Here is a 15,204-nt window from a genome sequence, read left to right on the forward strand (position 1 = left end):
ATGCAGCCTTCAGGGACAACTGCCTTCAGGACCAGACGACGCGGTGGTCGGGGAATTCGCGGGCGGCGGCCACGCGGGCGGCCTCCTCTTCGGCTGCCTTACGCACGGCCGGGCGGAGCGCGTCGAACGGGGTGACGGTGAAGTCGAGCCGCTTCTTCCCGCTCGCCTTGGCCCGCCAGACGCCGGCGATCTCGCCGTCGGCCAGCAGCGCGCCGGGACTGCCGAGGATCTTCCAGACCTCCTTCTGCCTGGCCTTGTCCGGCACCACCACGGCACGATCGCGTGCCTGGACGAACGGGTCCAGCGGCGGCAGCAGGCGCACGACGTCCGGCTCCGGCGGGTTCTCCAGCAGCGACACCCGGTCTTCCGGGAGGAACGCCGTCTTGCCTTCGACCCGGACCTCGACCAGGCCGTCCGGCCACATCGCGTCGACCCCGGCGCGGGTCGTCCCGGCGTAGGCGGCGGCCTCACCGGGAGCGGCCGGTCCGTTGATCCGGAGGTAACCCTCGATCACGCGTGCCGCGGCCTTGGCATCCGGCGAGGTCTTCATGGGCTTTCGTTTTTCCAGTGGCGCCAACGTCGCCGGGGTCGCGCCCGCCTCCAGCCGGACCCCGGCGTGGATCGACGCGACCCGCATCAGCTGCTCGTAGATGTGCACGACCCCGCAGCCGCGGCAGGCGTACGAAAGACCGTCGGGGATCAGTTTCGTGACCGCGCCGCTCACCGTGCCCTTGGGCCGCACGCCGGTCACGACCTCGCGGATCGCCTTCGCCGCGGTGAACAGCGCGTCCGTCGCGGACATCCCCGCGGCCTCGACCTGCTTGCGCTGCCAGAGGATCCGGGCCATCGCGTCCTTCTCGTCGAGAGGGACGAGGGCGGCCCGGATCGCGTCCAGTTCCGCGCGGCGGTGGAAATGCGGCGCGCCGCGATGCGTCCACGCGAGCACGAAGCGTTCGTCGTCCCAGATCCCGGGCGTGACGGCGCCGTCGACCCGGGCGGCGAGGCCCAGCAGCGCGGTGTCCCGCACGGAATCCTGCAGCCCGAGGTCGAACACGGCCGCCGCGGCCGGATCCGTCACCTCCCGGTGCAGTCCGTGCGCGGCGATCCGGTACGCGAGCACCTGCTCGCGATCGACCTCGAGCACAGGTCCTCCTTAAAGCGAGTAGTCGAGCGTGTACGACATCGTCGGCTCCCCGAGGGCGCCCGTCGTGGTCCCGGTCCCGGTGAGCCCGGCGAGTTCACCCGTTCCGGAGCCTTCGACGACCACGAACGTCGAGGAGAATCCCTTCGCGTCGAAACCGCAGACGTGCTTGATCAGGAAGCTTCCCTTGCGCCCGTCCACACTGCCCTCGAAACGCTCGAAGCCCGCGGCCGTCGTGCCTTCGCCGTCGTAGCCCTCACCCGCGTAGTACAGCAGGTAGTCGAGGACGGACTCGCCTTCGATCAGCCCGTTGTAGCCGAACGTGGCGTGTGCGTGGGCCACCCGCGGCCCGCCGTCGACACCGCTGACGATGGCTTCTTCCCAGTTCTTCACGGCGAAAGTGTTCATGGGTTCACCCTGTCAGCCATACCTGTCAGGTTGTGTCAGGTTTTCGGGGATACTGGATTCATGCGCGCGAGCAGACTGCTGTCGGTCCTCCTCCTGCTGCAGAACCGCGGCCGGATGACGGCCGAGGAGCTGGCGACGGAGCTGGAGGTGTCGGTCCGGACGGTCTACCGCGACGTCGAGGCCCTGTCGGCGGCCGGTGTCCCGGTGTACGCCGATCGCGGGCGCACGGGCGGATATCAGCTGGTCGACGGCTATCGGACCCGGCTGACCGGGCTGACCGAGGAAGAGGCGCAATCGCTTTCGCTGGCGGGGCTGCCGGGCGCGGCCTCCGAACTCGGGCTCGGCACGGTCCTCGCCGCCGCGCAGCTCAAACTGCACGCGGCCATGCCCGCCGAACTGCGCGCCGGGGCGAGCAAGATCTCCGAGCGGTTCTATCTGGACGTCCCGGGCTGGCATCGCGGGATCGAAAGCCTGCCGCGACTGTCCGAACTGGCCGACGCGGTCTGGCGCGGGCGGCGGATCAAGGTCCGGTACGAACGCTGGGGGCAGCGGAAGGTCGATCGCGTCCTCGACCCGCTCGGCCTGATCCTCAAGGCGGGGAACTGGTACCTCGCGGCGCGGTGCGACGGGACCGACCGCACCTACCGCGTCTCCCGGATCGAGGAGCTCGACGATCTCGGCGAGACCTTCGAACGGCCGTCGGACTTCGACCTCGCGCGCTATTGGCAGGAGTGGTCGGAGCAGTTCGAGAAGCGGATGTACGCACGGGTGGCGGTGGTCCGGCTGAACGGGTTCGCCCGCATCCTGCTGCCGTTCTACCTCGGGGCCGTCGGGGCGCGGGCGTTGCGGGAAGCGGACGCCGAGCCGGACGGGAACGACTGGCTGACGATGGAGCTGCCGGTGGAACCGGGAGAATCGGCGGTCGGCGAACTGCTGCGGTTCGGCGGGAACCTCGAAGTGCTCGAACCGGCGGATCTGCGCGAGCGGCTGGCGGAGGAGATCAGGAAAATGGGCGCGCTTTATGGCTGACCTGGACGGCGTCACGATCGGGATCACCGCGGAACGGCGGGCTGAGGACTTCATCGCCGCGCTCGAACGGCACGGCGCGACCGTGCTGCACGCGCCGACCATCCGCATCGTCCCGTTGCCCGACGACACCGAACTGCGGGCGGCGACCGACGCCGTGCTGACCGGACAGGTCGGGTTCACCGCCGTCACCACCGGCGCCGGGTTCCGCGGCTGGCTTTCCGCGGCCGAAGGCTGGGGGCTGCGCGAACTGCTGCTGGAACGGCTCTCGTCGTCGCGGATCTTCGTGCGCGGCCCGAAAGCGGCCGGCGCCGTCCGCGGCGAGGGGCTGCGGGAGGAGTTCTCCGCTCCCGAGGAGAGCAACGCGGAACTGTTCGAGGGACTGCGCGACGCCGGGGTCCGCGGGGAACGCGTCGCCGTCCAGCTCCACGGCACCCTCCTGCCGGAACTCACCGGACTGCTGCGGGACGCGGGCGCGGACGTCGTCCAGGCGCAGCCGTATCGCTGGCTTTCGCCCGTCGACGTCGAACCTGTGCACGAGCTCGTCGAAAGCGTGATCGCCGGACGGGTGCGTGCCATGGCCTTCACTTCCGCGCCGGCGGCGGCGAACCTGCTGGTGCTGGCGGGCTCGCGTCGCGAGGAACTGCTCGACGCTTTGCGAGGTCCGGTGCTGTGCGCGTGCGTCGGACCGGTGACCGCGGCCCCGCTGGAAGCCGCCGGGGTGCCGACCATCCAGCCCGAACGTCAGCGACTCGGCGCCTTGGTGAAACTTCTCGTCGCGGAACTGCGCATTCGGCCGTCTTGACGCGGTCAGCCCGCTTTGCCAATCTCGACGCATCGGACGCACGGGAGGGCGGCGGATGTCCGAGTCTCAATCGGTCACTTTCGTGCGCGCGATGTTGAGGAAGGGATCTTCGGTGCTGGGCGCCAGCCCGGCCGACGAAGCACCCGATCCCGACTCCGTTCCGGACTGGCGTTATCGCGAAGACTCAGCGGATTCGATGCTCATGCGCGCGATCCGCTACTCCGCGCTGGGCCCGATCTTCTACCGTGTCGCCGCGTTTCCCAAGGTGTACATCGGTTTCGCGGTCTCGAACGGGTCGGCGGGGATCGTCCCGGTGCTGAGCACGACGATCTTGGCTGTGCTGCTCAACATCTTCGCGGTCTGGTGGGTGGTGCGGGGCCGCGGGATCCGGGCGAAGACGTCCGGGCGGCTGATGTACGCGGATCTCGCGGTGGGCGTGGTGCTCACGACGGTCGTGGCCGCGGCCGCGCCGAGCGGGATCCAGCCGTTCGCCCTCGACGTCGCGTGGACGTGGCTGGTCGGGACGGTGGCGCTGTGGACGCTGTCGTTCGGACTGCCCGCCGCGCTCGTGCTGCTGATCGCGGCCTTCCCGTTCCGGGCGTTCCTGACCTGGATCGGCGGGCTCCCGCTCGATCATCCGCTCGCGGTGAGCCGGTCGGTGGGGTGCATGATCGCGCTCGTCGTGGCGATGGTGACCACGGCCGGGATCCTGATCCTGCTCGGCGTCGGGACGCGGTTCGCGCTCGGGATCGGGATGCGCCGGGGGCAGCGCGCCGAACGGCTGCGGACCCAGCGGGTCATGCACGACTCGGTGCTGCAGGCCTTGGAAGCGATGGGACTGGAGGCGCCGGACGACGATTCCGCCGCCGCCGAACGGCTCACGGAGTTGCGCGCGACGGCGCGGGCGCAGGCCGCCGAACTCCGTCGCGAACTGGCGGGCCCGGACGCGCCTTCCTCACGCGGCCTCGCGGCGGACCTCGCGGAAGTCGCCACCGAAATGGCGCGTGACGGCCTCCGCACCCAGCTCGTCGCGGCCGAGACCGAAGAGGACTACCGCCTCTCGCACGCGCGCCGGACCGCCATCCGCGACGCCGTCCGCGAAGCCCTCCGAAACACCGTGAAGCACGCCGGGACGAAACAGGTCGTGCTTCGCGTCGAGGAGAGCGACGGCGGCATCGCGGTCATCGCGCGGGATCAGGGGACGGGCTTCAGCATGCTGGAGCGGCCGCCGGGGTTCGGGATCAGCCAGTCGATCATGGCGCGGCTGGCGGAGGTCGGCGGACGGGGGACGATCGACTCGCATCCGGGGCGGGGGACGCGGGTGACGCTGTGGGTGCCGCACTGAGTTTTGGGCCTTGCGGTACCGGCCTCTTCGGTACCGGAAGGCCCCCTTGCTTGCGCCTGGCTCCGTGAAGGCCCCCTTCATGTACTTGGGCCGTCCGTGAAGGCCCCCTTGAGGGACCCAGAGTCCGTGAAGGCCTCCTTCACTACCTTCAGGGTAGGCAAGGAGGCCTTCACGGACTTCGGCTTATCTCAACGTTAAGACAGGCGATAGCAAGGGACCCTTGCTATCGCCTCTCTCAATGTTGAGATAAGCGATAGCAAAGGTCCCTTGCTCTCTTTTCGCAGGTCAGGCGAGTTGCCGTACGCGGCGGGCGGAGATTCTGTCGCCTTCGCAGGGCTGAGAGCGCGAAGGGCGCGTACGCACGACCCCGAAGCGCGAAGGAGTCGTCAGTCCTCCTCGGCGGCAGGGGCTTCGCCCGCCTCTGCCTGCCGCATCGCTTCCCGCCCCGCGGCCTCTTCGCTCATGCCCTGCCGCCAGTATCCGGTGAAGCAGATCGCCCGCTTGTCGATCCCGCGCTCCCGCACGAGATGCCGCCGCACCAGCTTCACCATGCTCGCCTCGCCGGAAACCCACGCGTACGCCGTCCCGCCCGGAAGATCGGCCTTGCGCACGGCGTCCAAAACGGCGTCGCCGACCGGCTGAGCACCGCGCACCACCCAGTGCAGTTCCACGGTGCCCTGCGTTTCGAAGACCTGCCGGTCCTCGCGGTCGCTGATCTCGACGTAGACCAGCGCCCGCGTCCCGGCGGGCAGCGCCTCGACGATCGCGCCGATCGCCGGGATCGCGGTCTCGTCGCCGATCAGCAGCTGCCAGTTCGTCCCCTCGGGCACGTTGTACAGCCCGTGCGGCCCGAGGAAGGCGACCTTGTCACCCTCCGAAGCGCCCGAAGCCCACGCCGAGGCGGGGCCTTCGTCGCCGTGCAGCACGAAGTCGATGTCGACCTCTCGCGCCGACGGCCGCAGCGCGCGCACGGTGTAGGTGCGCATCGGCGGGCGGACGTCGTCCGGCATCGCGAGGTACGTCCGGTACCAGGACAGCACTTCGTCCCCGTTCACCGGCGCGGGGAGCACGGGCTCCGACTGGCCGGGTTGCGGGAAGAACACCTTCAGGTACTGGTCGGGCGCCTGGTCCACCAGTGTCGCTCCCGAGAAGGTCACCCTGCTCATGTGCGGGGTGAGCCGCCGGACGCCGGTCACCTTCGCCTCGATGTAACTCATTAGGCGAGGCTAACCTAAAAAAGTCCGCCAAGGCCAGCGTCGTCATCGGGATCACGCTGCCACCGGTATTTTCGCAGGTCGACGCGCTGGCCGTCGGGAATGACGCCCTCCTCGCGCAGTCGCTGCAGCTGCTCGTCGAGCAGATGCGGAGCCGGTGTCCCGTCGGCCCGCAGAATGCGGTGCCAAGGCAGGTCGTGGCCGTCCTCGCTGAGGATCCGCCCGATCAGCCGCGGTGACGGGGCTCCCGAAACCGACGCTATATCCCCGTAAGTCGCGACCGAGCCGGCGGGCACGCTCGCGATGACCTCGCGCACCCGCTCCTGCAGTTCGTCATCCATGGGACCACTTTGCCGTGCCGCTGCGAGGTTGTGTCGGCGGGGCGTGGTTCCATCGTGGGCGTGAACGGGCGGCGAACAGCGGCAGGAACCGACGCGCGGCTGGTCCGCACGCCGGTCACCGGCACGCCGTCCTTCCAATGGGACGCCGGCGCCCGCCGCCTGCTGGCCGCCCCGGACGGGTTCCGCCGGGTTCTCGGCGGCCCGGGAACGGGCAAGACGGCGTTGCTCGCGTCGGCGGCTTCGCGGCGCATCGCGGAGGGCGCGAACCCGGAGAGCGTGCTCATCCTGGCCACCTCCCGCAAGGCCGCCGAGGTCCTGCGCGCCGACATCACCCACCGGCTCACCACCGATCCGGAAGAGGATCCGCTGCCGCGCACGATCCGCGAGCCGCTCGTGCGCACGGTGCATTCGTACGCGTACGCGCTGTTGCGCATGGAGGCGCAGGCCGACGAACTCCCGCCGCCCCGCCTGCTGGCCGGGGCCGAACAGGACGTCGTCGTGCGTGACCTGCTCGCCGGTGACCTGGAGGAGGGCGCGCTCGACTGGCCGGAGCAGCTGCGGCCCGCGCTGAACGTGCCCGGTTTCGCCGAGGAACTGCGGGACCTCCTGCTCCGCGCCGCCGAACGCGGGCTCGGCCCGGAGGACCTGGCCGAGCTCGGCAGGCGGCGTGACCGCGTCGAGTGGATCGCGGCGGGGCGTTTCTGGAGCCAGTACGAAGAGGTCACTCTGCTGCAGGGCGCGGGCGGCAACGCGCTGGGCGTGGCGAGCGCGCCCGCGCTGGACGCGGCGGAGCTCGTCACGTCGGCGTTGCTGGCGCTGGAGGACGACCCGGACCTGCGCGAACGCGAGCAGCGCCGCGTCCGGCACCTGTTCGTCGACGACGCGCAGCATCTCGACCCTCTGCAGACCCAGCTCATCCGGCTCATCGGGCACGCAGCCGACGAGTTCGTCGTCGCGGGCGATCCCGATCAGTCCGTGTTCTCCTTCCGTGGCGCGGATCCCCGGCTGTTCGCCGACGCGGACGAGGACGGTGAGCGCACGGTCCTGCTGACCACCGCGCACCGGCTCGCCCCGGTGATCCGCACGGCGGTCACGAAACTCGGGTCCGTGCTGCCCGGCTCGTCGCCGCAGCGCAAGCTCGTCGACGCTCCCGGCGCCGAGGGCGGCGCGGTCCGCGTCCGCCTGATGCCGACCCCGGCCGCCGAGGCGAGCTGGATCGCCGATCAGCTCCGCCGCGCGCATCTCGTCGAAGGCGTGCCGTGGTCGGAGATGGCCGTGCTCGTCCGGTCGCCCGCTCGTACTTTCCTTGTCCTGCAACGCGCTCTGCGGGCCGCCGGGGTGCCGATCGGTTCGGCCACCGAGGAACTGCCGCTCGCGAAACAACCCGCGGTCCGGCCGTTGCTGGCGATGCTGCGGCTCGCCGCCGACCCGGAACTGCTGGACGTCGACCTCGCCGAGATGCTGCTGTCCTCGCCCCTGGGCGGCGCGGATCCGCTCGCGCTGCGGCGGCTGCGTCGCGGCCTGCGCCGGCTGGAGCTCGCCGGAGGCGGACAACGCTCCAGCGACGAACTGCTGGTGGAAGCCTTGCGTACCAACGATGTCCTCACCGGTCTCGCCGAGGCCGAGTCGCTGCCGATGCGCCGGATCGGTGGTCTGCTGTACGCGGCGCATCAGGCCGTGGTGCGTGGTGAGGGCGTCGAGCAGGTGCTGTGGGAGATGTGGCAGGCCAGCGGTCTGGAGGAGCGCTTCCTGCGCTTGGTCGATCGAGGCGGTTCGCTGGGCTCGCAGGCGGATCGGGACCTCGACGCGATCGTCGCGCTCTTCGACGCCGCCGGTCGCTATGTCGACAGATTGCCGAAGGCGAGTGTCGCCTCGTTCGCGGATTATCTGTCCTCGCAGAACATCGCGGGCGACACGCTGGCGCCCGCGGCCATGAAGAGCGACGGCGTCTCCCTGCTCACGGCGCACGCGTCCGCGGGCCGGGAGTGGACGGTCGTGGCGATCGCCGGTGTCCAGGAGGGCAGCTGGCCGGATTTGCGGCTGCGCGGTTCCGTGCTCGGCGTGGAACGGCTGGTCGACCTCATGTCCGGCGTCGACGACGAAAAAGTGTCCGCCACCGCGCCGATCCTCGCCGAAGAACGGCGCCTGTTCTACCTCGCCGCGAGCCGCGCGCGGAAGATCCTGCTGGTCAGCGCGGTCGCGGGCGAGGATGAGCAGCCCTCGCGGTTCATCGACGACCTGGAGGAGAACGGCGCGGACGACGGCGGCCTCGACTCGCGGATGAAACCGGCGGGGCGATCGCTGGTGCTCGCCGAACTCGTCGGCGAACTGCGTGAGGTGGTCTGCGACGAGTCGAGCGAGCCCGAACGGCGTCAGCGGGCGGCGCGGCAGCTCGCGAAACTGGCCGCAGCCGGTGTCCCGGGCGCGCATCCGGGCACCTGGTACGGCCTGCTCGAACCCTCCACCGGCGAACCCGTGCACGGACCCGGCGAGCTCATCCGCATCTCACCGTCCACAGTGGAGGTTCTGGTCAAATGCCCGCTGCGGTGGCTGATCGAACGCCACGGCGGCAGTGACCCGGCGCAGCTCGCGGCCGTCACCGGGACCCTGGTGCACGGCCTCGCGCAGGCCGTCGCGGGCGGCAGCAGCGACGAGCAGATCCGCGCGGCCCTCGACGAGGCGTGGGTGCGGGTCGACGCGGGGGCGCCGTGGTTCTCCCGCCGCGAGCGATCGCGGGTCGAGCAGATGCTGCGGAACTTCATCTCCTGGCTGGAATCCAGCCGCCGGGAGCTGATCGAGGCCGGGGTCGAGCAGGACATCGAGGTCGAACTGCCAGTGGGCGATGACGACGTCCGAGTGCTTTTGCGCGGCCGGGTCGACCGCGTCGAGATGGACAAGGACGGCCGCCCGGTCGTCATCGACATCAAGACCGGCAAGGTCCCGATCTCCGCCAACGACGCCGAACAGCATCCACAACTGGCCGCGTATCAGCTCGCCGTGCTGCTCGGCGCCGTCGAGGGCGGTTCGAAACCCGGCGGCGCCCGGCTGGTCTACGTCGCGAAGTCCAACAACAAGACCGGATCCACCCAGCGCGAGCAGGCGCCGCTCGACGAGGACGGCGGCAAGCAGTGGCTCGAACTGGTGCGTTCGGCGGCCGGATCCGCCGTGGGCCCGGAATACGGCGTCACCGAGAACCCGGACTGTGATCGTTGCCCGGCAAGGGGTTGCTGTCCGCTGCGGCCCGAGGGCAGGCAGGTGACCGGCCCTTGATCTCCGAACTGCAGCGCCGCCAGGTCGAGCCGGGCGAGATCGCCCGCGCGCTCGGCCTGCACAGCCCGACCGACGAACAGGCCGAGGTGATCGCGGCGCCGATCGAGCCGTCGCTGGTCGTCGCGGGCGCCGGCGCGGGCAAGACCGAGACGATGGCCGCGCGCGTGGTGTGGCTGGTGGCCAACAGCGTCGTGCCGCCGGAGCGCGTCCTCGGCCTGACCTTCACCCGCAAGGCCGCCCGCCAGCTCGGCGAACGCGTCCGCACCCGGCTGCGCCGCCTGGTCGGCTCGGGGCTGCTCGACAAGATCGACCCGACCGGCGACCTGCGTATGACGGTGACCGCCGGGGAACCGACGGTGCTCACCTATCACGCGTACGCCGGACGGCTGCTGTCCGAACACGGGCTGCGGCTGCCGTTCCAGCCCGGGGTCCGGCTGCTTTCGGAGACGTCCTCGTGGCAGTTCTCGCATCGCGTGGTGTCCACTTGGGACAATGACCTCGACACCGATCGCGTGCCCTCCACGGTGACGGCGCAGTTGCTCGCGCTGGCCGGGGAACTCGGCGAGCATCTCGTCGAGACCGAACGGCTGGCGCAGTACACGTCGTGGCTGTGCGACGTCATCGAGAAGGCGCCGCGGGCCAAGGGACAGCGTGCGGCCTTGCCGCAGAAGCTGGCCGAAGTCATGACGGCGCAACGGTTCCGGCTCGCGCTCCTGCCGCTGGTCGAGGCGTACCACACGCGGAAGCGGGCGGAAGGCGCGCTCGACTTCGCCGACCAGATGTCGCTGGCCGCGCAGCTCGCCAGCAGCTATCCGGCGGTGGTCGCGGGCGAGCGCGAGCGGTACGGCGCCGTCCTGCTGGACGAATACCAGGACACCGGGCACGCCCAGCGGATCCTGCTGCGATCGCTGTTCGGCGGCGTCGAGCACCCGCCGATGCCGGTGACGGCGGTGGGCGACCCGGCGCAGGCCATCTACGGCTGGCGCGGGGCGAGCGCGGCGAACCTGCCCCGGTTCACCACGGACTTCCCGCGGGACAACGGCGAACGGCTCGTCCCGGCCCTGGATTTCGGGCTGCTGACCAGTTTCCGCAACCCGCCCGAGGTGCTGGAGCTCGCGAACGCGATCTCTGAACCGCTGCGGGAACGCGGTCTCGGGGTCGCGCGGCTGCGCGCGCTGGAAGGCGCCGGAACGGCCGACATCGCCACCGCGTTGCTGCCGGACGTGCGCGCCGAACGCGAGTGGGTGGCCGACGCGCTGGCGAAACGCTGGTTCGAAACCGTGGAGGAGACCGGGAAACCACCGACGGCCGCGGTGCTGGTGCGCCGTCGCGCCGACATGGCCCCGATCGCGGCCGAGATGCGGGCGCGCGGGCTGCCGGTGGAAGTCGTCGGTCTCGGGGGCCTTCTCGACGAACCCGAGGTCGCGGACCTGGTCAGCACGTTGCGGGTGCTCGCCGATCCGCTCGCGGGCAGCGCGGCCGCGCGGTTGCTGACCGGGGCGCGCTGGCGGATCGCGGCGGCCGACCTCGCGGCGTTGTGGCGCCGCGCGGGCGAACTCTCGTCACCGGTGCCGCCGTCGGAGAAGTCCGATGTGGACGAACCGGTGCTGGTGACCGAACGGGTCGAGCAGGCCGGACTCGCCGACGCGATCGATGATCCCGGGACGCCGGATCGGTATTCACCAGAGGGGTTCCGGCGGATCCAGCGGATCGGCCGGGAGCTTTCGGCGTTGCGACGGCGGCTGGACCAGTCGCTGCCCGAACTGGTCGCCGACGTGGAGCGCACGATGCTGCTCGACGTCGAATCACTGGCTCGGCCCGGGCCCGCCGGTCGCGCGCATTTGGACGCTTTCGCCGACGTCGTCACGGATTTCGCCGAGACGTCACCGACGGCCACCCTTTTGTCCTTTGTGGACTACCTGAACACCGCCGCGCACGCGGAGGACGGGCTCACCCCCGGTGAGGTGGAGGTCGTGCCGGATCGGGTCCAGGTGCTGACCGTGCATTCGGCCAAGGGGCTGGAGTGGCGCATCGTCGCGGTTCCGCACCTGGTCAAGGAGGTCTTTCCCGGGCGCCGTCGGTCGTCGTCGTGGCTGCGGACGTCGACCTCGCTGCCGGCCGCGTTGCGCGGTGACTCGGAGGATCTGCCGGAGCTGCGGGTCGCGGAAGGCCAGGACCGCAAAGAAGTCCAGGAAGCGTTGGAGCTGCACGAAGAAGGGTTCGTCGCGCGTGAAGCGGACGAGGAGCGGCGGCTCTGTTACGTCGCGCTGACCCGCTCCGAGCACACGATGCTGATTTCCGGCCATTGGTGGAACGAGAGCAGCGCGAAGCCGAAGGGGCCGTCGGAGTTCCTGCTCGAAATCGGCGAAGTGATGCGGGGGAGCTCGGTCGGCCGGATCGAGCACTGGGCCGACGAGCCCGAGGCCGACGGGGAGAACCCGCTGGTCGCCGACTCCCGGCGGTCGCGGTGGCCGGTCGATCCGCTGTGGCCGCGACGCGAGGGCGTCACCAACGGCGTCGACATGGTCCTCGGCGCGATGGAAGACGCGGAAGAAGGCTTCGAGGAGGACGAGGACGACCCGGACGGCTGGATCTCCGACACCAAGGTGCTGCTGGAGGAGCGCGCGCGGGCGCGGGACCGGGTACAGCAGGTCGTGCTGCCGCCGCATCTTTCGGTGAGTCAGCTGGTCGAGCTGTCGGCCGATCCGGCGGCGCTGGCCAAACGGCTGCGGCGGCCGCTTCCCGTGCGTCCCAACACCTACGCGCGGCGGGGGACGGCGTTCCACGGCTGGCTGGAGCAGCGGTTCGGGGGCGAACAGCTGCTGGAGATCGACGATCTGCCGGGGGCGGCGGACGTCGACGAGGCGCCGGATTCGGAGCTGGAGGCGCTGCGGACGGCGTTCGAGAAGAGCGAGTGGGCGCATCGGGTGCCGCACGCGGTCGAGGTCCCGTTCTCGGCGGACGTCGCGGGCGTGACGCTGCGCGGGCGGATGGACGCCGTGTTCGCCGAGCCCGACGGCGGCTGGACCGTCGTCGACTGGAAGACCGGCGCCGTCCCGGAGAAGGACCGGCTGGAGTCCCTCTCCGTGCAGCTGGCGGCGTACCGGCTGGCGTGGGCGGCGCTGAGGAACATCCCCGTGGAGAAGGTGCGGGCGGCGTTCCACTACGTGAAACACGACAAGACCGTCCGTCCGGCGGATCTGCTGGACGCCGAAGGCCTGCGGAACCTCCTGCGGAGCGTCCCGGCGATCTAGGCGCGGTCGCGGACCTTGAGAGCCCAGGTCACCAGCGGGATCTGCAGGGGGACGCGCGCCCAGAAGGCCGCCCGCCAGTGCTTCGGCGCCTTCCGGCGGTCGGCGTCGACGGCCATCTTCACGTTCCCCGGCAGGACCACGACGAACAGCAGCGCGGCCGCGAGCCCGCCGAGACGTCGAGTCTTGGGGTTGGCGACCGCCGCGGCGACGCCCAGCTCGGCCACACCCGACCCGTACGTCCACGCCCGGGCGGAGCCGGGAAGCTGCTTCGGGATGATCGCGTCGAAGGGTTTCGGCTGGACGAAGTGCAGGACACCGGCCGCGCCCAGCAGGCCGGCGAGGAAATGAGCGGGCCGCTGAGACGGCTTGGAATCCGAAGACATGCCCCGAGCTTCGCATACCGCGCTGAACGGAAGGTTCTTCGGCTATCCTCCCGACCGTGAGTGACGCGGACCAGGCCGGAGCCTGCCGATGAAGGTTCTGAGCCGTTTCCCGGTCAGGCTGAGCGACCGCCCGGACCACGAGCTCGTCGGCGTGATCCGGATGCCGGAACTGACGGTCAGCCCGATGCGGTCGATCTTCAAACGGATCATCGGCGCGATGCTCGCCCTGCTGGCGACCGTGCTGATCGTCTACCTCGATCGGGACGGCTACCGCGACGCCAACGGCGACGGGCTCAGCTTCCTCGACAGCCTCTACTACGCGACGGTGTCGCTGTCGACCACCGGCTACGGTGACATCGCCCCGGCGACGTCGTCCGCGCGGCTGGTGAACGTCCTGGTGATCACCCCGCTGCGGGTGCTCTTCCTCATCGTCCTGGTCGGTACCACACTCGAAGTGCTCACCGAGCGCTCCCGCCAGGCTTTCAAGATCCAAAAGTGGAGGACGAAGGTGCGTGACCACACGGTCGTCGTCGGATTCGGCACGAAGGGCCGGTCGGCGGTCAACGCGCTGCTCGGCGACGAGAACGTCGAGCCCGATCACATCGTCGTCGTCGACACCGACCAGCAGGCCCTCGAAGCGGCCACGTCGCTCGGCCTGGTGACCGTGCACGGCTCGGCCACCCGCGCCGACGTGCTGCGCGTCGCCGGTGTCCAGCGGGCGCGCGCCGTCGTCGTCGCCCCGAACCGGGACGACACCGCGGTGCTGGTCACGCTGACCGCGCGCGAGCTCGCGCCGAAGTCGCACATCGTGGCGTCGGTGCGGGAGGCGGAGAACGTCCACCTGCTCAAGCAGTCGGGCGCGAACCAGGTGGTGGTGTCGAGCGAGACCGCCGGACGCCTGCTCGGCATGGCGACGTCGACGCCGCTGGTGGTCGACATGGTCGAGGACCTGCTCACCCCCGAGTCCGGCCTCGCGATCGCCGAGCGTCCGGTGGAACCGTCCGAAGAGGGCGGTTCGCCGCGGCACCTGCCGGACATCGTGCTGGGCGTCGTCCGCGACGGCGTCCTGTACCGGGTGGACGCTCCGCAGGCGGACGCGATCGAGCCGGGGGACAAGCTGCTGTACATCCGGAAGGTGACCGCCGCCGAGACGATCGAGCGGTAGCAGGGGACCTTTGCTACCACCCCGGCGGGCTCCTGTGTTTTGCCGCGAGGTTCTGGGAGCATGGCGTTCGTGCGCAAGCGATCGGACCCCGCCAGAGGGCTCACCCCGGGGTGGAACTCCCTGGCCGTGGCGGCCGGTGCCGGCCTGCTGGTGATCTTCCTGGCCTGGTTCGCCGGGCCGGGGCTGTTCGGCATCTCGAACGAGACCCAGGGGACGACCGTGCGGGCCGAGGTCCTCGAGCCCGCGCCCTGTACGGGTGGCGGGGCCAGCGAGAAGGTCAAGTTCGAATTCGGCGGCAAGCCGACGGAGGGCTCGCTCAACGGCTGCGGGCACGGCAAGGGTGAGCGCATCGACGTCGTCGTCCCTGACGGCGCTTCGGGGGACGGCGTCGCGGTGCACGCGGTCGACACGACGGCGGGCGCCAGCGACGCGCGGCGGCCGCTGGGGCTGGCCCTGCTGGTGTTCAGCTGCTTCGCGGGCGGGATGTACGTCTTCCTGGTGCTGCGCGGGCCGCGCGTCCCGGCGACGGCCTGATCCGCGCCGGGTGAGTGGTCAGGACGGCGGGAACCGTCCGTCTCCGGGGTATCGACACCGCTGAGTCCCGGGGTGCTTGGCGGGACGACACGCGTGATCAGACGGACGACACGCGGCGGATCCCTACCGTGAGCGTGGCGTCCAGCCGATCACGCGAGTCAGGCCTTCCGGCTCGGAGAACCGGCCGGACCGAACACCCCGGGATCGCCAACGGCACAGGTACTTATTGAGGGGCAAGGCCAATGTGGCGTGTTGTGTCGCTCGCCCGTGCGTCGGCCTCGGGTGTCGCGAAAGCCACTTTCGGGACACCCGATGCCC

12 protein-coding genes are annotated in these 15,204 nt (G+C 70.6%); 7 read left to right on the top strand and 5 right to left on the bottom strand.

Annotated elements, in window-relative coordinates:
* Positions 1-25: 25 nt before the first annotated feature.
* Positions 26-1,144, bottom strand: a complete 1,119-nt coding sequence (locus tag AB0N89_RS24465) for a crosslink repair DNA glycosylase YcaQ family protein (RefSeq protein WP_364208117.1) — start codon at positions 1,142-1,144, stop codon at positions 26-28.
* A gap of 9 nt (positions 1,145-1,153) precedes the next feature.
* Entirely contained in the window at positions 1,154-1,549 is a 396-nt protein-coding gene (locus AB0N89_RS24470) for a DUF3224 domain-containing protein (protein WP_364208120.1), read from the bottom strand.
* Positions 1,550-1,609: 60 nt separating this feature from the next.
* Here AB0N89_RS24470 and AB0N89_RS24475 point away from each other — a divergent pair, with 60 nt between their 5' ends.
* The 3 genes from AB0N89_RS24475 to AB0N89_RS24485 are packed head-to-tail and all read left to right on the top strand — an operon-like array spanning position 1,610 to position 4,725.
* On the top strand, positions 1,610-2,578 hold the full coding sequence (locus AB0N89_RS24475; RefSeq protein WP_364208123.1) for a YafY family protein: 969 nt from the start codon (positions 1,610-1,612) through the stop codon (positions 2,576-2,578).
* Positions 2,571-3,380 (top strand): uroporphyrinogen-III synthase, encoded by an 810-nt coding sequence (locus AB0N89_RS24480; protein ID WP_364208126.1) that lies wholly within the window; start codon positions 2,571-2,573, stop codon positions 3,378-3,380. The genes AB0N89_RS24475 and AB0N89_RS24480 overlap by 8 nt, the downstream gene beginning before the upstream one ends.
* A gap of 55 nt (positions 3,381-3,435) precedes the next feature.
* Positions 3,436-4,725 (top strand): ATP-binding protein, encoded by a 1,290-nt coding sequence (locus AB0N89_RS24485; protein WP_364208129.1) that lies wholly within the window; start codon positions 3,436-3,438, stop codon positions 4,723-4,725.
* Positions 4,726-5,111: 386 nt separating this feature from the next.
* On the opposite strand, the gene AB0N89_RS24490 is transcribed toward AB0N89_RS24485, so the two are convergent.
* Both AB0N89_RS24490 and AB0N89_RS24495 read right to left on the bottom strand, forming a co-directional pair.
* Positions 5,112-5,942, bottom strand: a complete 831-nt coding sequence (locus AB0N89_RS24490) for a siderophore-interacting protein (RefSeq protein ID WP_364208132.1) — start codon at positions 5,940-5,942, stop codon at positions 5,112-5,114.
* A 14-nt stretch (positions 5,943-5,956) separates the two neighbouring features.
* Positions 5,957-6,280 carry an MGMT family protein gene (locus AB0N89_RS24495; RefSeq protein ID WP_364208135.1) on the bottom strand — a complete coding sequence of 108 codons (324 nt, stop codon included), beginning with the start codon at positions 6,278-6,280 and terminating at the stop codon, positions 5,957-5,959.
* Positions 6,281-6,334: 54 nt separating this feature from the next.
* Between AB0N89_RS24495 and AB0N89_RS24500 the strand changes: the two genes are divergently transcribed.
* Entirely contained in the window at positions 6,335-9,550 is a 3,216-nt protein-coding gene (locus AB0N89_RS24500; RefSeq protein WP_364208138.1) for an ATP-dependent DNA helicase, read from the top strand.
* Entirely contained in the window at positions 9,547-12,804 is a 3,258-nt protein-coding gene (locus AB0N89_RS24505) for a UvrD-helicase domain-containing protein (RefSeq protein ID WP_364208141.1), read from the top strand. Before AB0N89_RS24500 ends, AB0N89_RS24505 begins: the two co-directional genes overlap by 4 nt.
* Here the strand turns inward: AB0N89_RS24505 and AB0N89_RS24510 are convergent.
* Positions 12,801-13,187: a hypothetical protein gene (locus AB0N89_RS24510; protein WP_364208144.1), complete on the bottom strand. Its 387-nt coding sequence runs from the start codon at positions 13,185-13,187 to the stop codon at positions 12,801-12,803. The genes AB0N89_RS24505 and AB0N89_RS24510 overlap by 4 nt on opposite strands.
* 88 nt (positions 13,188-13,275) lie before the next feature.
* On the opposite strand from AB0N89_RS24510, the gene AB0N89_RS24515 reads away from it, so the two are divergent.
* Both AB0N89_RS24515 and AB0N89_RS24520 read left to right on the top strand, forming a co-directional pair.
* A complete protein-coding gene (locus AB0N89_RS24515) occupies positions 13,276-14,352 on the top strand; it encodes a potassium channel family protein (protein ID WP_364208147.1) in 1,077 nt (358 codons plus the stop codon).
* A gap of 126 nt (positions 14,353-14,478) precedes the next feature.
* Positions 14,479-14,886: a hypothetical protein gene (locus AB0N89_RS24520; protein WP_364208156.1), complete on the top strand. Its 408-nt coding sequence runs from the start codon at positions 14,479-14,481 to the stop codon at positions 14,884-14,886.
* Positions 14,887-15,204 lie beyond the last annotated feature (318 nt).

It is taken from the genome of Amycolatopsis sp. NPDC089917, from assembly GCF_040684635.1.
Classification (GTDB): domain Bacteria; phylum Actinomycetota; class Actinomycetes; order Mycobacteriales; family Pseudonocardiaceae; genus Amycolatopsis.